This is a genomic window from Collinsella sp. BIOML-A6, from assembly GCF_009875845.1.
Taxonomy (GTDB): domain Bacteria; phylum Actinomycetota; class Coriobacteriia; order Coriobacteriales; family Coriobacteriaceae; genus Collinsella; species Collinsella aerofaciens_H.
In genome coordinates this window covers 111,095-128,219 of record NZ_WWSL01000004.1, presented here as the reverse complement: position 1 = coordinate 128,219, position 17,125 = coordinate 111,095, and the positions used below count along the sequence as shown (strand labels likewise).

19 protein-coding genes and 1 pseudogene are annotated in these 17,125 nt (G+C 57.4%); 9 read left to right on the top strand and 11 right to left on the bottom strand.

Annotated elements, in window-relative coordinates:
• The 3 genes and pseudogenes from GT495_RS02600 to GT495_RS02590 form a co-directional block, all read right to left on the bottom strand.
• A pseudogene (locus GT495_RS02600) lies at window positions 1-343 on the bottom strand (lantibiotic ABC transporter permease); the annotation flags it as partial.
• Complete coding sequence (locus GT495_RS02595; protein ID WP_161161373.1) at window positions 343-1,113, bottom strand: hypothetical protein; 771 nt, start codon at window positions 1,111-1,113, stop codon at window positions 343-345. The pseudogene GT495_RS02600 and the gene GT495_RS02595, both read right to left, overlap by 1 nt.
• On the bottom strand, window positions 1,110-1,838 hold the full coding sequence (locus GT495_RS02590; protein ID WP_055250122.1) for a lantibiotic protection ABC transporter ATP-binding protein: 729 nt from the start codon (window positions 1,836-1,838) through the stop codon (window positions 1,110-1,112). The genes GT495_RS02595 and GT495_RS02590 overlap by 4 nt, the downstream gene beginning before the upstream one ends.
• Window positions 1,839-2,234: 396 nt before the next feature.
• On the opposite strand from GT495_RS02590, the gene GT495_RS02585 reads away from it, so the two are divergent.
• From GT495_RS02585 to GT495_RS02560, 6 genes are all read left to right on the top strand, one after another.
• Window positions 2,235-2,939, top strand: coding sequence for a CDP-alcohol phosphatidyltransferase family protein (locus GT495_RS02585; RefSeq protein ID WP_161161372.1), 705 nt, complete (start codon window positions 2,235-2,237; stop codon window positions 2,937-2,939).
• Window positions 2,940-3,025: 86 nt separating this feature from the next.
• Complete coding sequence (locus GT495_RS02580; protein ID WP_161161381.1) at window positions 3,026-3,439, top strand: FHA domain-containing protein; 414 nt, start codon at window positions 3,026-3,028, stop codon at window positions 3,437-3,439.
• A gap of 3 nt (window positions 3,440-3,442) precedes the next feature.
• On the top strand, window positions 3,443-4,327 hold the full coding sequence (locus tag GT495_RS02575) for a MerR family transcriptional regulator (RefSeq protein WP_161161371.1): 885 nt from the start codon (window positions 3,443-3,445) through the stop codon (window positions 4,325-4,327).
• Between the two features lie 36 nt (window positions 4,328-4,363).
• On the top strand, window positions 4,364-4,894 hold the full coding sequence (locus tag GT495_RS02570) for an adenine phosphoribosyltransferase (RefSeq protein ID WP_187324737.1): 531 nt from the start codon (window positions 4,364-4,366) through the stop codon (window positions 4,892-4,894).
• Between the two features lie 30 nt (window positions 4,895-4,924).
• Complete coding sequence (locus GT495_RS02565) at window positions 4,925-6,058, top strand: NlpC/P60 family protein (protein WP_161161370.1); 1,134 nt, start codon at window positions 4,925-4,927, stop codon at window positions 6,056-6,058.
• A 177-nt stretch (window positions 6,059-6,235) separates the two neighbouring features.
• Window positions 6,236-7,102 carry a DegV family protein gene (locus GT495_RS02560; RefSeq protein ID WP_161161369.1) on the top strand — a complete coding sequence of 289 codons (867 nt, stop codon included), beginning with the start codon at window positions 6,236-6,238 and terminating at the stop codon, window positions 7,100-7,102.
• Window positions 7,103-7,174: 72 nt separating this feature from the next.
• Here the strand turns inward: GT495_RS02560 and GT495_RS02555 are convergent, their stop codons facing one another.
• Window positions 7,175-7,786 (bottom strand): DUF1836 domain-containing protein, encoded by a 612-nt coding sequence (locus GT495_RS02555; RefSeq protein ID WP_192924100.1) that lies wholly within the window; start codon window positions 7,784-7,786, stop codon window positions 7,175-7,177.
• A 154-nt stretch (window positions 7,787-7,940) separates the two neighbouring features.
• Window positions 7,941-8,879 carry an NAD(P)/FAD-dependent oxidoreductase gene (locus tag GT495_RS02550; protein ID WP_192924099.1) on the bottom strand — a complete coding sequence of 313 codons (939 nt, stop codon included), beginning with the start codon at window positions 8,877-8,879 and terminating at the stop codon, window positions 7,941-7,943.
• 118 nt (window positions 8,880-8,997) lie between these two features.
• Between GT495_RS02550 and GT495_RS02545 the strand changes: the two genes are divergently transcribed.
• Complete coding sequence (locus GT495_RS02545) at window positions 8,998-10,299, top strand: glycosyltransferase (protein WP_161161367.1); 1,302 nt, start codon at window positions 8,998-9,000, stop codon at window positions 10,297-10,299.
• Window positions 10,300-10,602: 303 nt separating this feature from the next.
• On the opposite strand, the gene dut is transcribed toward GT495_RS02545, so the two are convergent.
• The 3 genes from dut to GT495_RS02530 are packed head-to-tail and all read right to left on the bottom strand — an operon-like array spanning window position 10,603 to window position 11,995.
• On the bottom strand, window positions 10,603-11,046 hold the full coding sequence (dut, locus tag GT495_RS02540; protein WP_161161366.1) for a dUTP diphosphatase: 444 nt from the start codon (window positions 11,044-11,046) through the stop codon (window positions 10,603-10,605).
• A gap of 4 nt (window positions 11,047-11,050) precedes the next feature.
• Window positions 11,051-11,494: a transcriptional regulator NrdR gene (gene nrdR / locus GT495_RS02535; RefSeq protein ID WP_022093781.1), complete on the bottom strand. Its 444-nt coding sequence runs from the start codon at window positions 11,492-11,494 to the stop codon at window positions 11,051-11,053.
• 51 nt (window positions 11,495-11,545) lie between these two features.
• Window positions 11,546-11,995 (bottom strand): LysM peptidoglycan-binding domain-containing protein, encoded by a 450-nt coding sequence (locus GT495_RS02530; protein WP_161161365.1) that lies wholly within the window; start codon window positions 11,993-11,995, stop codon window positions 11,546-11,548.
• 163 nt (window positions 11,996-12,158) lie between these two features.
• Between GT495_RS02530 and lexA the strand changes: the two genes are divergently transcribed.
• Together lexA and GT495_RS02520 are read left to right on the top strand one after the other, a co-directional pair.
• Window positions 12,159-12,803 carry a transcriptional repressor LexA gene (gene lexA, locus GT495_RS02525; protein ID WP_117818083.1) on the top strand — a complete coding sequence of 215 codons (645 nt, stop codon included), beginning with the start codon at window positions 12,159-12,161 and terminating at the stop codon, window positions 12,801-12,803.
• Complete coding sequence (locus GT495_RS02520; protein ID WP_161161364.1) at window positions 12,803-13,507, top strand: heparan-alpha-glucosaminide N-acetyltransferase; 705 nt, start codon at window positions 12,803-12,805, stop codon at window positions 13,505-13,507. The genes lexA and GT495_RS02520 overlap by 1 nt, the downstream gene beginning before the upstream one ends.
• On the opposite strand, the gene hflX is transcribed toward GT495_RS02520, so the two are convergent.
• The 3 genes from hflX to miaB are packed head-to-tail and all read right to left on the bottom strand — an operon-like array spanning window position 13,492 to window position 17,089.
• Window positions 13,492-14,781, bottom strand: coding sequence for a GTPase HflX (gene hflX / locus GT495_RS02515; RefSeq protein ID WP_161161363.1), 1,290 nt, complete (start codon window positions 14,779-14,781; stop codon window positions 13,492-13,494). The genes GT495_RS02520 and hflX overlap by 16 nt on opposite strands.
• Window positions 14,781-15,719, bottom strand: a complete 939-nt coding sequence (miaA, locus tag GT495_RS02510) for a tRNA (adenosine(37)-N6)-dimethylallyltransferase MiaA (RefSeq protein ID WP_161161362.1) — start codon at window positions 15,717-15,719, stop codon at window positions 14,781-14,783. The genes hflX and miaA overlap by 1 nt, the downstream gene beginning before the upstream one ends.
• Entirely contained in the window at window positions 15,719-17,089 is a 1,371-nt protein-coding gene (gene miaB, locus GT495_RS02505; RefSeq protein WP_055285164.1) for a tRNA (N6-isopentenyl adenosine(37)-C2)-methylthiotransferase MiaB, read from the bottom strand. The genes miaA and miaB overlap by 1 nt, the downstream gene beginning before the upstream one ends.
• Between the last annotated feature and the right edge of the window lie 36 nt (window positions 17,090-17,125).

The window sequence follows — 17,125 nt, the reverse complement described above, 5'->3', positions numbered from 1 at the left end:
CCGCAAGGGCGAGCAGCTTCGCCGCGACGGCGCGCCCGCGCGAGGGGACCGCCGTGAGGTTGGCGAGGCGCCCGGCAGCGCGCTCCTCGTCCACGGCGAGCCCGCAGACGATGGCGGACATGAGCGGCATGAAGGCGCCGAGGAACTGGACGTAGGCGTCCGCGCCCAGCGCCGGGTCCCATCGGGCTACGGAGAAGTACTCGCCGCAGGCAAGACCGGCTGCCAGGCCGCAGACGAGGTGCACCGCCGTGAGCGGGGAGCGCGCCAGGCGCAGGCCCTCGGAGAGCAGGGCCCGCGAGAGCGTCATGCGCGGCGTCGGGTCGGAGAGTCGTGTCATGGCCATCACCTCTCCTCGGAGCGCGCGAACCAGGCCGCGCCCGCCGCCGTGAGCGCGGCGAACGCGAGCGCGCTGACCGCAAGGCCCGCCAGCGTGAGCATGCCATCCGCCGCGAGCGCCCCGCCAAGCGCCATGTCCGCCGCGAGTGGCTCGCCGCTCGGCAGCACGGGGATGAAGCTCGTGGGGATGACCATGCTCGCCGACGGTGGAAAGAGCTGCGGCAGCGGTACCAACGACCAGGCGAACCCACCCACGAGCTGCGCGGCGAGCGGGCAGAAGATGCCCGCGAGCATGCCAAGCCGCGCCGTGAGGAAGAGCCCTGCGGGGATCATCCACGCCGCAGTCACCGTGTTGACGAGCGCGCAGAGGAGCATCGTGAGCGTGCCCGCGGCCGTGAGGCCCTGCGAGGAGAACGCCGAGCCCGCGAGGTAGATGCCGAAGACCACGAGGTTCGAGAGCGTGCAGAGCGTGAGGCACCAGAGCGCCTTGGCCCACCAGGCGCGCCCGAGCGGGAAGCCCAGGCCCAGAAGCCCCCGCATCCGCGTGCGAGCGTCCGCCCGCGCGACGCACGCCACCACGAGCGATAGAGACACGGGCAGGAAGAGCACGTACCAGTAGTTCCACGCGCTAAAGATCTGCACACCCCAGTAGGGCATCGCGCCGAGCAGTGGCATCGGCAGCGCCATGAGCACGGCCAGGCGAACCGGTGCCGCGTGGCGCGACTTCAGGGCCTCGGCGCGCAGGGCCGCGAGCAGGCCGCCTTTCTCGCCCGTCATGCCGCCACCTCCCCGCGCGCTCGTCGCCCTTCCCGGCAGAAGCTCATGAAGAGTTCCTCGAGGTCCTGCCCGGGACGAAGCGCATCCTCGTAGGCGAGGCGCCCCCCGCAGATGATGCCGATGGTGTCCGCCATCTGCTGCACCTCGGAGAGGATGTGGCTCGAGACGATCACCGTCGTACCCGCCGCCGCGAAGCCGCGGATCTGGTCGCGCAGCTCCTCGATGCCGATGGGGTCGAGGCCGTTGGTGGGCTCATCGAGCACGAGCAGGCGTGGCCGGGCGATCAGCGCCAGCGCGAGCCCCAGCCGCTGCCGCATGCCCATCGAGAAGCGCCCGGCGCGCTTCTTCCCGGTGTCCGCGAGGTCCACGGCGGCGAGCACCTCATCTATACGGCTCTCGGGAAGGCCCAGCAGCGTGGTGCGCACGCGCAGGTTCTCGCGCGCGGTGAGGTTGGGGTAGAGCGGCGCCTCCTCGATGAGACTGCCGATTGCGTAGAGGTCCTCGCGGCGCCAGGCGTGCCCGGCAAAGAGAATCTCCCCGGCCGTCGGCCGCAGCATCCCGCAGATCATCTTGAGCGTTGTCGACTTGCCGGCGCCGTTGGGACCGAGCAGCCCGTACACCTCGCCCTCGCGGATATGAAGGCTCACGTCGGCCACGGCGTCCTGCGCCTGGTCGCCGCGGCCGAAGCGCTTGGTGAGCCCGCGCGTCTCGAGCATGTAACCCATGGGTTTATCCTTTCTCTTCCGGGCGCGCGGGCCGAGCCACCGTTCCCGCGCGCCTTACCTTTCGGGTTCACCATCCATGGTGGGGCGCGTTTCTAACGAAGCCGTAACGGCCGTTGGGTTCTTTTGGCGCCAACCCTTCTCGACCCGCACATCATGATTAATTTGCTTAAGGTAACAACTTTCCCGATCGATGTAATCACCGAATCAAAACGTGTACATCAGCCATCAAAGATGCCGAAAAATGTCGTTTTTCGTGGCTGATGTACACAAATGCGGAATCTCGCGCCGTCCAGAAGCACCCTCCATATGTCTGGACACTCTATGCTTACGCTGGATAGACATCGCCAGAACGGGTATAGTATCGAAAGTTTTGTCGTTTACCAGCGGGGGAGTCCTGTGGGCATCAAGAAGAAGATCAAAAAGGAGCTTATCGGCACCTCCGATTACCCGTCGAATAAGATCTTCACGATCTCCAATTTCATCACCTTTATTCGCCTGGTCCTCACGCTCGTCTTCCTGTACCTGTTTGTGACGGACAACAACCGTGTCGTCGCCATTGTCATCTATGCCATCGCGGCCTCCACCGACTGGATGGACGGTCAGATTGCCCGCATGACCAAAACGGTCTCGTGGCTCGGCAAGGTTATGGATCCCATCTGCGATCGTGCGCTGCTATTTACAGGCGTTTTAGGTCTCGTGGTCCGCGGCGAGCTTCCCATCTGGGTCTGCGTGCTCATTATCGGCCGCGATATCTACCTGGGCATCGGCACGCTCACCGTGCGGCACTACCACCGGCGCCCCATCGACGTCGTCTTTCCCGGCAAGATTGCCACGGCACTGCTCATGACTGGCTTCTCGCTCATGCTGCTTGGGTTCCCCGTCGTGGACGGCTGGCATCTGCTACCCGCCACGCACACGGCATTCCCGGGCCTCAACGGCAGCTCGGTGCCCCTCGGCATCTTTTTTGTCTACGGCGGCGTCATCTTCTCCATGCTCACCGCTGTCATCTATACCATTAAGGGAGGGGTGGCCATTAAACAGGCCATCGCGCATCCCGAGGACGAGGACATCGACTTTCTGAACCCCGAAATCGAAGACTAGGTCGTTGGGGTATGATTACGTACGGTACATTTTTTGCGGCACGTCCGCGTTAGATAGGGGTTGTCATGGACAACAAGGATAACAATATGCTTCAGAACGATAAGACTGCGGACGCTACCTGCGTTTTCCGTGTTCCTTCGAGCGATGTCACCGTTCCCGACCTTATGGCCAACGTGCGCATCACCGCTCCGGTTCTGTCCATCGTCAAGGGTCCGCAGACCGGAGCTGCCTTTGAGCTCGAGGACGACGTGACCACCATCGGCCGCGATGCCGCGAACGGCATCTTCCTCAACGACATGACTGTCTCGCGCAGCCACGCACGCATTATTCGTGAGGGCCTGGGCGCCCGTATTGAGGATCTGGGCTCGCTCAACGGCACCTGGGTCGACGGGGCCATCGTCAACGGTGCTCCGCTGCACGACGGCTCTTCCGTTCAGATCGGTACGTTCACGCTCATCTACCACGAGAGCACGCCGGAGCGCATCGAAACCGGTGAGTAGGTAATGGCCGAACGCAACTATCTGAGTATCGGCCAAGTCGTCAACCTACTTCGAGGCGCATACCCCGATCTATCGAACTCAAAAATTAGATTTCTAGAAGATGAGGGGCTCATCGCCCCTCATCGAACGCCTAAGGGGTATCGCCAGTACTCCAAGGAAGACGTTGACCGTCTCGAGGTCATCCTGCACCTGCAGAAGACCCGCTACATGCCGCTCAACGTCATTAAGCAGCGGTTGGAAAACGCAACGGACCTGTCCACTTTGGCTTACGAGGTGGGTCTTCTGTCCGATGTTCCGCTTAAGACGGAACCCAAGGAGACCAAACAAAAGCTGCACCCCATCGAGACGATCCCCGACATGCTCGGTGTTGAGATTTCGTTTATCCGCTCCCTTGCCGAGAACGATCTTATCCGCATCATCAAGAGCCCGCAGAACCGTGAGCTCGTCGATGGCCGAGATTTCCCGATCATCCGTTACTGCTCGGAGCTGTCGCGCTTCCACATTGAGCCACGCAACCTGCGCCAGTACGTATCGTCGGCAAACCGCGAGTCTTCGATGTTTGAGCAGGTGCTTGTGAGCATGCTCGGCATGGATACCTCCGATGACGAGCGCGACGCCAAGCTCGAGCGCGCTTTTAAGAAGCTGCACGACCTCACCGAGGGCGTGCACACCGCGCTACTTAAAAACCGTGTCTTTGAGTCGCTCAACGCCGTGGTCGAGGATGCTGACATCGATGCTCTCGATGAGGAGATCGCGCGTTCCGAATCCACCAAGGCTAAAAGCGATGGGGCAAGCGTCCCCTCGGTTGCCGTACACGACGAGTCGCTCGTACACCCGTCTAAGGTCATCGTCACCTCGCATAGCTCGTCTACTAACACGGGTAAATAACCGCCGTCCACCCGGCAATCCATGAAAGGTCACGCCATGTACGACTTCGAATCTCATATCGTCGATATCCCCGACTATCCCGAGCCCGGAGTCGTCTTTAAGGACATCACACCGCTCTTTGGCAATCCCGAGGCCCTGAAGGCCATGGTGGATGCCCTGGCCGAGCATTTTGCCGACATGGGCATTACCAAGGTCGTGGGACCCGAGGCCCGCGGTTTTATGGTCGGTGTTCCCGTGGCCGTCGCCCTGGGTGCCGGCTTTGTTCCCGCACGTAAGCCGGGCAAACTGCCGCGCAAGACGGTCAGCGAGAGCTACGAGCTCGAGTATGGAACGGATTCTATCGAGATCCACGCCGATGCCATCAGCTCTAAAGATACCGTGTTGATTCTGGACGACTTGGTCGCGACGGGCGGAACCGTCGAGGCAACAGGTAAACTGGTGCGAGATATGGGCGCAAAGCTTGTAGGCTATGGCTGTATCCTTGAGCTTGCGTTTCTTAACCCGCGCGAGAAGCTCACGCCTTCCCATGAGGACGTTGAGCTCTTTAGCCTGGTGACGGTGGACTAGCCGTTACCCTAGTACTGGAAAGGAAGCTCCATGCGCACAGCAAATACGCACAGAAATATGGCACGCTGCGCTGCTACGGCAACCCTCGCTTGTGTTTTGGGCTTGGGCCTCGTGGCTCCGGCCTACGCCGATACCGCATCCGACCTTGCCGCTGCTCGTACTAAACTCGAGCAGATTGGCACGCAAACCCAGCAAATTCATGATGAACTCTCCGCGCAGACGCAGGAGCTTGATCAGACTGCAGGCGAGATCACGCAAAAGCAGCAGGAGATTGCCGATGGTCAGGCCAAGCTCTCGACCTATGTCGCCGGCGAGTACAAAACCGGCGGTCTGAGTCTCCTTCAGGTTCTGACGGGCGTCGACGATCTGGGCGACATGCTCAACCGCCTGTTCTACTACGGCAAGGTGTCCGACAAGCAGGCCCAAACCATTCAGGAGGTCAAGGACCTTAAGCAGCAGCTTACCGATAAGCAAACCGAGCAGGAGCAGAACGTCGCCGCGACGCAGAAGAAGGTCGACGAGCTCAATGCCCAGCAGGCTGATGCCCAGAGTGTCGTGAACTCCCTGGATTCACAGTTGCAGGCCGAGCTTGCTGCCGAGGCCCAGGCCAACGCCGCGCTGCAGGCTGGCATAAATGCTAGCACCGCCGAAAAGGCCACGGTGAGCAACGACACCGCCGGTACGACCGAGAACACCAACAAGGGTGGCGGTACGACCAACGACGGCGGTGGCAACACGCCGGCACCCGCTCCGGCTCCCGCCCCTACGCCGCAGCCCCCGACGCCCGCTCCGGCTCCAGCTCCAGCTCCGACGCCTTCCGCACCGAGCCAGTCCGTTGATGGCGGTTCCGTTGTTTCGCGCGCCTATAGCAAGCTCGGATACGCTTACTCTTGGGGTGGCATTGGACCGAACAGCTTTGACTGCTCCGGTTTTGTAAGCTATTGCCTCACGGGACGCTACTGCCGTCTGGGCACCACCGGCACCTTCATGGGTTGGACCCGTGTGTCCGATCCGCAACCCGGCGATGTTGTGGTTAACTCCTACCATACCGGCATCTATATCGGTAATGGTCAGATGATCCATGCTTCCGACTACAGCACGGGCGTCATCATCAGCTCCGTCGCAGCCGGCATGAACAACAACTACATCTTCGTACGCTACTAACTTATTACTACAGCGAACGAACGTGGGCCCCGCGATCTTGAGTCACGAGGCCCATTTTTTTGCCCCCACCTTTTGCCTTGAGATCAGCACGGCTATCTAGTATTCAAAACTAGATAGCCGTCCAATCAATCAAAAAGATGGCTATAATTGTTGGGGAACAATTAGAAAGGACCCTCAATGAGCTGGGCACTGATCTCCGATTCGAGCTGCAATCTTCGCGATTGGCAACCAACCGCATCTCATACCACCTTCGCATTTGCACCCCTTAAGATCCGAGTGGGGGAGCGAGAGTTTATCGATGACCTCACGCTCGACGTGCACGAGCTCAATAGCGCCGTGCAGGCGGAGTCGAGTGCTTCTTCGAGCGCCTGTCCAAGCGTAGGGGAGTGGGCCGAACTCTTTAGGCTTGCCGACAAGACAATCTGCATGCCCATCTCCGAGGGAGTCTCGGGAAGCTACAATGCCGCGGCCACCGCACGTGACATGGTGCTTGCCGAAGAGCCCAACCGTCAGATTCATTTGGTTAACTCACGAGCCGCAGGTGGCAAAATGGACCTAATCTTCCTGCTGTTCGACCGCTACCTCGCAAACAATCCAGACGTTTCATTTAAAGAAGCCTGCGGCTATTTTGATGCGCTGGAGCAGAACAGCAAGATCCTCTTTAGCCTGTGCAATTATGCAAATCTCGCCAAGGCCGGACGTATTCCCAAAGCAGCCGGGGTCATAGCCAACAAGCTTAATATCCGCATTTTAGGCACAGCAAGCGAGGCGGGGGAGATTAAGCTCGTTGGTCACACCCGTGGCGAAAAGAAGATGCTTGGCAAGATTATCGATACCATGGAGGCCGAAGGCTTTACTGGTGGCGAGGTCGTTATCGACCATGTCGAGAATGCGGCTGGCGCCCAGGCACTTGCCAGCCGCATTGCGGAACACTGGCCCGGCTCCAAGACCATCATCATGCCCTGTAACGGGCTGGATTCATACTATGCCGAGATGCACGGTCTCATTATCGGCTACGGCATGGGCGTGGCTTCGGGCCGATAGTGACCAACTAGACAAACGCACGGGCGGGATAAGGGGCCAGTGGCTCTTTATCCCGCCCGTCTTATACCTCGGTTAGCTATGAAACCCATTGAACTTGAGGTAGCTCATCAGGTACGCCTTCGAAACGAAAGACGATACCGCACTGCGTACGAGCAGCGACTCGCGCGTAACCAGATGAGCGGTATCGGGCACGGGAGTCTGTTCGACGGAAAACGCCGCACGAATCGATGCCTCAAGTTGATCGACTACATAATCGAAAGCCGTCGGAGCGTCGTAGCTCAAACGCTGAATATTAAAGAGCGCCTGAATCGCAGCGATGGGCAGCACCTGCTTAAAGATACAAATGACGATGAGACGCGCAATCTGCTCACGGCCATACTGCTTTTTAGCCGGAGCAGGAACGAGGCCGACCTTCACGTAGTTATTGATCATCGATGGCGTGATGACGGACTGCTCTACGCAAATCGAAAGCGGCTCCATCCACAATGCAACATATTCAATAACCTGATCGCGATAGAGCGTTACGTTGGGCAGCTGATCATAGCGTGGCAGGCTCAACGCGTTGAGTTTACGCACCATATCGGACTGAATAAATGCATCCGGCAGCACTGTCGGCTGAATATCCTCCGGCTTAATGCTGACCGATGTATCGGACATCGGGATAACATGTTTGACGTGGTTCATAAGAGACCTCCGTTCGTTTTCTATATTGTATTCTAGATTATCTAGTTTTGCATACCACATAGCCGCTAAGTAAAAGTGGTTGGACAGCACATTGATGCACCGTCCAACCACTTTGTTTAAAGATAACAACCTTACATAAGATATATTATCGTACTTATCCGTGTAAGAAAGCATATGCGCTGGTTGCCGCTATGGCTCCGTCCGAAACGGCGGTCACAACCTGACGCAAACGCTTGGAACGGATATCGCCGGCTGCGAATAAGCCGGGTGTACGGGTGGCCATGGACTCATCGGTAAGGATGCCGCCATCGGGCCCCAGATCGACCAGATGCTCGACAAGTTCGGTATGAGGTTGCGTGCCGGCAAAGACAAAAATGCCAAACGAGCCAGGTTCAAAGGTCTCAGTATGCTTCTTGCCGCTCGCATTGTCCTTGAAGGTAATTGTCGTGGGCATCGCCTCACCGGAAAGCTCAACAATACTAGTTTGGTACCTAACTGAAATATTGTCCTTAGCAAGCACCTTATTTACAACGCCTTCGGGTGCACGGAATTGATCGCGCCGCAGCACGATGGTCACGCTGCTGGCAATGTCGGACAGGAACAGCGCCTCTTCGCATGCTGAATTGCCGCCTCCGATAACAAAGACTTGCTTGCCACGGAAGAACATCCCGTCACACGTCGCGCAATACGAAACGCCTCGACCGCGATACGTGTCCTCGCCAACAAAACCTGCAGGACGCGGCGTGGCGCCCATGCACGCAATGACGCTCTTGGCCGCTGTGTCGCCCATATCGTGATGGATGGCAAATTGAGCCGCATCGGCATCGTAATCGACACCTGTCACCATACTCCATTCAACCTGAGCCCCCAGGCCTTCAGCATGCTGTTGGAACCGCTCACCAAGTTCAGCACCGCTCAGCAGCGGAATGCCAGGATAATTCTCGATCTCGTTGGTCGTGGTGATCTGTCCGCCCGACATGCCCTGCTCAAGGACAGTCGTCGTCAGGTTGGCGCGCGCCGCATAAATGGCGGCAGCATAGCCCGCGGGACCGCCGCCGATAATCGCAACGTCGATCGTCTGATCGGTAGCCATGAAGAGTCCTCTCGTCGAAACGTTGTCATTCCTTGCGCTCATACCCAAATTTACGTGAACGTGACACTCATGCACTACAATAATTAAACCGTGTTACAACGTCGAAGGGGAGTTATCGATGGATCAGACGCAGACGAGCGATGACGCTCCCCTGCTCAAGCTCAGCACTCCCCAATCGGAGCAAACCACGCTCCTGGCTCAACAAAAACCTCTCGTGACCATCGTGCACGCCTCGGTCGGCTCGGGCCACAAGGCCGCCGCAAATGCGATTGCGCAGGCATTCGACCTCATCCGCGGCACCAAGGGCATCCCCGAGGATGTTGAGATTGAAGTGCTCGATATCCTTGATTTTGGACGTATTAAATTCGACGGCAATAAGACCGCGGCTTCCTTCACGGGAGCCACGCGCCCCATTTACGACCTGACCTGGCGATATACGCTTACGGGACATCTTCTCTGGGGTGGCGGCACGGCATGGTCGCGAATTATGTTCCCCGCCTTCAACGAATATATTCGTAACCGCAGGCCCATAGCCGTGGTCGCAACGCACATCACAGCAGCCAATGTTGCCGTGGGTGCCCGCGTCATTACGGGTATCGATTATCCGGTCACCTGCGTGCCGACCGACTACGAAGTCGAGGGCTGGTGGCCCCACAAGGATACCGATCTATTCTGTGTTGCCAACGAATTTATGGCCGAAACGCTGCGTCCGCGCAAGGTGCCCGAGGCAAAGATCCGCATTACCGGCATTCCTATTCGCGCCGGATTCGACACGGATTACGACCGCGAGGAAGAGCTAGCCAAGTTCAACCTCCCCACCGACAAAACCGTCGTTCTGGTAATGGCCGGTGCCAGCTTGCCTCAGCCTTACGTCCGTTTTCGCGCGGCGATGGACCACACACTCCCCTTTCTGCGCAGCTTAGAAGACATGCACTTTGTCTTTTTACCTGGCAAAGACGTGGAGTATGCCACCCGGCTGAAGACGCTCTTCGATGCCATGAAGCTCGAGAACGTCACGGTGTTGGACTATGTCGACGACATGGCGGCCCTCATGCACGGCTGCGACCTGGCAATCCTCAAATCGGGCGGACTCACGGTCACCGAGTGCCTATGCGCACATCTGCCGATGATCCTGCTGGGCAAGTCCTATGGCCAGGAAAAGGCCAACACCACGATGCTCACCGGCATGGGCGCCAGCATGCACGTCACCACGGCACGAGAGCTCATCGTAACGCTTCGTCACCTGCACGACCATCCTGAATCACTCAAAGCTCTACTCATCAACGGCGAAGTACTACGCCGCCCCCACGCAGCCGAAGACATCGCCGTCGCCACCATGGAACTCGTAGGCAAACCCCAAAAGCGCAAACGAGCCTTCTGCCGCTTCTACTGGGGCGGCAAGCCAGCGCATATCCGCTAGGCGATAGTCCGCTGCTCGGCGGGAGCTACGTTTACGTACTATCAGCTACACCAGATTCCCTACCATTAGAACCTGCTAAGGCGAAACCAGAAAATAAAAAACAGTAAGCCGATGCGACAAAGAAGGTATCCCTTTATCGCATCGGCTTACTAGAAAAGTAAGTATTTTTTCAAGCGAGTAGCCGCCCGGCCGTCTCTCACACATATCGTTCCACGCGCAGTTTCGCAGCGAGCGAAGCGAAGCGAGAATGTTTGAGCATGGAATGATATGTGTGAGAGACGGCCGGGAGGGATACGAGCGCCCCTAAGCTACGCCGCTGGAGCCGAAGCCTACGTTGCCTCGGTCGGTTTCGTCTAGTTCTTCTACTTCTACGAGGTTAACCGTGGGGACTTCTTGGATGACAAGCTGGGCGATGCGGTCGCCTTTGTTGATTTGGATGTTGTTCGTGGGGTCTAGGTTAATGAGAATGACTTTGAGCTCTCCTCGATAGTGAGCATCGATGAGACCGGGTGTGTTGACTATAGACAGGCCTTGCTTAATGGCCAGGCCGCTGCGGGGCTGGACGAAGCCGGCGTAGCCGTCGGGCAGGGCGATAGCTAGGCCCGTGGAGACCAAACGTCGCTCAAAGGGTTTGAGGGTGCAGTCTTCGTTGGCGCGGAGGTCAAGGCCGGCATCCGTAGGATGGGCGTATTTGGGAAGCTCGACGGCTGGGTCGAGACGCTTAATGTTAACGGTAATGTTGGACATGAAATCACCTTAGCTTGTCGAGCTCTTGCAGAAACTCATCGACATCTTTGAAATCGCGATAGACCGAGGCAAAGCGGATGTAGGCCACTTTATCGATCTTGGCCAACCGCTTAAGAACCATATCGCCCAGCTCATGAGACGTAACGGCCGTGAGCGTACGGGAGCGAAGCTCGACCTCTATATCGTCAATGATCTCGTTGAGCTTTTTAGTGTCGATATCACGCTTGATCGTGGCGCGCATCAAACCGACCAGCAGCTTATTGCGATCGAACCGTTGCTTGGTTCCGTCTGACTTAATGACCTCGATAGGGTCTTCACAACGCTCAAATGTCGTAAAGCGATAATTGCACGAGCAGCATTCGCGACGGCGCTTGATGGTGTTATTAGATTCCTGCATGCGGGAATCAACGACGCGGGTATGTGCCTTGCCGCATTTGGGACAGCGCATGGTACCTCCTCTAAAACGATTACAAGGGTACCATGCGACGGTACTTAAATCTTAGGAACGTGCGGGAACTTTAAGATGCGCACCGGCATCGAGCGAGCCATGCTCCAGATGATTGACGTCGCGGATCATATCAGAGGTCTCCCGTGTGGAAAGACCCTCAATAGGATGCTCCTGGGCAAGCGACCACAAGGAATCGCCAGACTGAACACGAACGGTCTCGTAGGTAACGTTGGATACCGACTCGGCATATGCGGCGTGACGAGCGCTGAAGATCGAGGTAGCAAGTACAAAGAAGAGCGTGAGCGCAACGGCAAGAGCGACAATCGTCGAGACCTTCAAGGCAACAGGGGCCGAAGTCGTGGCGACGCACCGGCTGCGGACGGGCTTACTAGGCAATGTTTGGAAACCAGATCGGCCGCCTTTGACAACCGTGAAAGCCGGCGCCGCAGGCGTCTCGAGCTTAAGGGCGAGGTTTCCCTGGACCATATCCGTTGCGTTCATCATGTTCTCCTCTCGCGTGTTTTGCTGAGAACAGTTTTATCAAGCCGCGCGGACAAAAATGTCTAGCGCGAGAACGAATGTTCGGTTATTATTATCTGCGAACAGTTGTTCCTGTCAAGCAATAATCGAACATTTGTTTGACATTGGTAGAGAGGATCCCCTGATGGCTCGCAAAATTACCAAGCGTCAGCAGCAGATTTACGACTTCATCAAGGAATATCAGCAAGAGAAGGGCTATCCGCCCAGCGTGCGCGAGATGGCATCGGCCGTAGGCCTCTCCTCCCCCAGCACGGTGCATGCTCATCTCTCTGCCCTGGAGGCTCGAGGCCTGCTCAAGCGCGATTCCACCAAGCCTCGCGCCCTAGAGCTCTTTGATGAGGACGGATCCTCCGTCTCGATTTCCAAATCCGATGAACCCACAGCACCCCGCGGAACGGTCTCGCTGCCGCTCGTCGGTCGCGTCGCGGCTGGGATTCCCATTCTGGCCGAGCAAAATATCGAGGACACCTTTACCATCCCGACCGAAATCGCCACAGACCAGGGCTCCTTTATCCTTGAGGTGCACGGCAGCTCAATGATCAATGTCGGCATCTACAACGGTGACTACATTATCGTTCGCGAGCAAAAGAGCGCCATGAACGGCGAAATCGTCGTGGCTATGATCGATGGCTCGGCGACCGTCAAGACGTTCTACAAGGAGCAGGGGCGCGTGCGCTTGCAGCCCGAGAACGACACTATGGAGCCCATCTATGCGACGAACCCTGTTATTTTGGGTAAGGTTGTCGGTTTAATGCGCCGGTTCTCATAATGCAAAATCGCATCACCATATTTGATATCATCCGAGGGTTTACGATGCTGTCGATGGCAGGTTTTCACGCGTGCTACGATTTGGCCTACCTATATGGATGGGATATGCCATGGTTTACCGAAACGGTTTTCCAGGATATCTGGCGCGCTAGCATCAGCTGGGTATTTTTGTTTATCGCCGGTTGGATGTGCACGCTCTCGCGCAATAACGTTAAGCGCACCCTCAAATACGCCGCCGCAGCCTTGATTGTATGGATTGCAACTACACTGGTATCAGTCGACGATTCGGTAAACTTTGGCATCATTTATTGCATGGCAGCGTGCACGGCGGTGGTTGCACTCACCCGTCCGGCACTCCAAAAAATACCGGGCTCGTGGGGCATCGCAGCGTGCCTTGTTCTTTTTGCCCTAACCTGGGGCATTCCAAAAGCGGTCTACCCACTCCCCTACCTGGCATGGCTTGGATTCCCGAGCCCGGGTTTTGTTTCGGGAGACTACTATCCGCTCATTCCGTTTGTCTTTATGTACCTTACCGGCTTTTTTGCTGCCCAGGCAGCACAAGCATCAAGCCTCGAAGCGCCAGCATGGGCATACGCCAATCCCATCCCGGCGCTCGCAGTCCTCGGTCGGCACGCCTTACCGTTCTACCTGCTCCATCAGCCTGTCATTCTAGGCATACTAGAACTCGTTTATTCCGTACGATAGCGCTCAAAACGCGGGGCGATTCGGGCCGGCAACTTCGCCACAATGCGAACGCCGTCCTCAAGATATTCCTCGTGCAGAAGGGTTCCCTGGTCATGCACCAAGGTGATAAGGGCGCCCTCGCGATACGGAATATCAGCGGAGAGCAACACGTCGGTGGCAGCGGCCTCACGAGCAATACGGTCGACGAGATCGTCGAGTCCCTCGCCCGTCTGGGCCGAGAACAGCACGGCCTCGGGATACCGACGATGGAAACTCAATCGATCGACGCTATCGAGTAGGTCGATTTTATTGAACACCGTAAGCGTCAAACGCTCGCCGGCACCGATCTCGTCAAGAACACGATCAACCGCCTCGAGCTGGCGCTCGTAGTCCTCGTCAGAGGCATCCACAACTTTAAGGATCAGGTCGGCACCAAGTACCTCAGACAGGGTGGACTTAAAGGCATCAACGAGACCATGCGGCAGCTTTTGAATAAAGCCGACGGTATCGGTAATCGTCATTCCGCGACCGCCGGGCAGGCGATACGAACGCGTCGTCGGGTCGAGCGTAGCAAACAGCTTGTCCTGCGAAAGTACCGTAGAGCCTGTCAGGCGATTGAGCAACGTCGATTTACCGGCATTGGTATAACCGGCTAACGCGACGCGAAACGCCGGTGACTCAATACGACTCTTGGATTGAACATCACGACGCTGTTCAACCTGCTTGATCTCACGACGAAGCGCAGCGATCTTATTACGAATGAGGCGACGGTCGACCTCGAGCTGACTTTCGCCCTGACCAAAGCGTGAGCCGATGCCGCCGCGCGTCTGTTCCTTGGCGAGATGGCTCCACATGCCGCGCAGACGAGGCAACAGATATTGAAGCTGCGCCAGCTGTACCTGTAGGCGTCCCTCACGCGTCTGAGCATGCAGGCCAAAGATATCCAAGATCAGTGCCGTACGATCGATAATCTTTACCGGCTCGCCCACGGCTTTCTCCAAATAGGATTGCTGCGAGGGCGTCAGGTCGTCGTCAAAAATAACGACATCGGCATCCATGCGATGTACCAGACCGCACAGCTCCTCTACCTTACCGGAACCGATAAATGATTTGGGATACGGCTTTACCAAACGCTGAGACAAGCGAGCCACGCACTGGGCACCAGCCGTGTGGGCCAGGCGCTCCAGCTCATCGAGCGATCGATCGAGTGGCCATGCATTGTCGCGCCACTCAACACCAACCAAAATGGCACGCTCGGGCTCGGGTGCCGTGGGAACAAGGGGGAAACGAGCCATTAGGCAGCCTCAATACGATGCAGGATATCAGCAACGACCTCATCGATCGTACATTCATCCATATCAAACCACGCGATACGGTCATCGCGCTTAAACCACGAAAGCTGACGTTTGGCATAGCGACGCGAACGCATCTTAATGAGTTCGCGAGCCTCATCCATGCTCGTCACGCCATTGAAAGCATCGATGATCTCTTTATAGCCAATTGCCTGCATCGAAGTCAGGGCATCTCCCAGCCCCTGGTCCATAAGACCGCGAACCTCATCAACAAGACCCTGCTCAAACATCACATCGACACGTAGGTTAATGCGTTCATAGAGCACCTCGCGATTTCGCGTCAGGCCAAACCATAACGCATGATAATGCTCGCGCGGAACACTAAACTGCGACTTTTGTTGCGCATAGGAAACGCCATCATCGTGCATTTCGAGCGCGCGAATCACACGCCGCACGTTATGCGGATGAATAACAGCAGCTGATTCTGGATCGCGCTCGGCAAGCAGGGCATGCAGTTCTTCCTCGCCAATACGCTCGGCAAGCTCCTGATACCCCGCGCGACGATCGTCCTCAAGCTCGCCCGAGGGAAAATCCATCTCATCCAGGGCGGCCTTGAGATACAAGCCTGTGCCCCCGCAAAACACCGGTAGGCGGCCCTCGCCAAGCAAACGCTCAACATGTACACGGGCGTCTGCCTGATACAGCGCTGCAGAATATGCAACGCCCGGTTCAACAATATCGACCAGGCGTAGCGGCGCCGTGCATTTCTCGGGTGCCATCTTGGCAGTACCGATATCCATGCCTCGATAGATTTGCATCGCATCGCACGACAGCACTTCGGACGAAAGACGAGCCGCCAAACGGTCGGCAACACCACTCTTACCAACCGCCGTCGGACCGACGATCGCAACGGCGGAAAGACCTGCCCCGGGAGAAACCATTAGCGCGGCTCGCCCACAACGGAGCCGGACAAATACCAGGTCTTGGCAACGTCAACGTCAACATCAACGATCTTGCCAACAAGCTGATCGATGCTGTAACCCTCGGGGATAGGCGCATGCACGGTCTGATTCTTGGGACTCTTGCCCAGCAGGACCGCGTCGTTCTTTTTACTCGTTCCCTCAATGAGCGCCGGCACCACAGTATGAAGCTCACCCTGGTTGTACTCGTGCGCCGTGGTCTCGATAACCTTAACCAGGCGGTTGAAACGCTCGAGAATAACCTCATGCGGCGTAGGATCGTCAATCTCGGCGGCCGGGGTACCGGCGCGCTTGGAATAGATGAAGGTATAGGCCTGAGCATAGCGGACCGTCTCGGCAAGTGAGAGCGTCTGCTCAAAGTCTTCTTCAGTCTCGCCCGGGAAGCCAACGATAATGTCGGTCGAGAGCGCGATATCGGGCATGCGGTTGCGAATGCGATCGACCAGGCCCAGATAGTCCTCGCGTGTATAACGGCGATTCATCTCTTTGAGGATCCGTGTCGAACCTGACTGGACGGCCAGGTGCAACTGCGGCATAACGGCAGGCGTCTCGGCCATGGCGTCGATGGTCTCGGGGAGCAGATCCTTGGGATGCGAAGACGTAAAGAAGATGCGCTCCACACCCGTATCGCCCACGGCACGCAGCAGATCGGCAAAACGCGGCTTGCCAAACAGATCGCGACCATATGAGTTAACGTTTTGGCCCAGCAGCGTAATCTCACGCACGCCCTGGCGCACCAAACCGGTCACCTCGTCGACAATCTCCTCGAAGGGGCGACTTTTTTCGCGACCGCGCACGTACGGCACGATGCAATAGGTGCAGAAATTATTGCAGCCCGTCATGATGGGCACCCAGGCGTGATACTGGGTCTCGCGATGCCACGGCATGCTCATGGCATCCGTATCCTCATGCTCATTGGTGCGGATATGACGCTTACCATCAAGGAACGCCTCGGCAATGAGCTCGGCCACATGTGCGATGGAATGCGTGCCAAAGATGACATTGACGTTATCGACGTTGGTGAGCAGGCCCTCTCCATCACGCTGCGCGATGCAGCCGCCCACGGCAACCACACGCTTGCCCGAAGGCGAAGGCGGCAGGCTTTTGCAGGAATTGCACTGACCGTACAGGCGAGTATCGGCGGCCTCACGCACACAGCATGTCATGAAGACAACGATATCGGCATGCTCGGGATCGAGCGCCATGAGGCAGCCATACGAATCAAGCAGACCGCTCACACGCTCGGAGTCGTGCTGATTCATCTGACAGCCAAAGGTGCGGATAAAGTAGGTTTTACCGGCAAGAATATCGCGTACGGAACGCTGGTCCATGTGCATAAGTCCTAACGATGGGGAGCGAAACGAGGC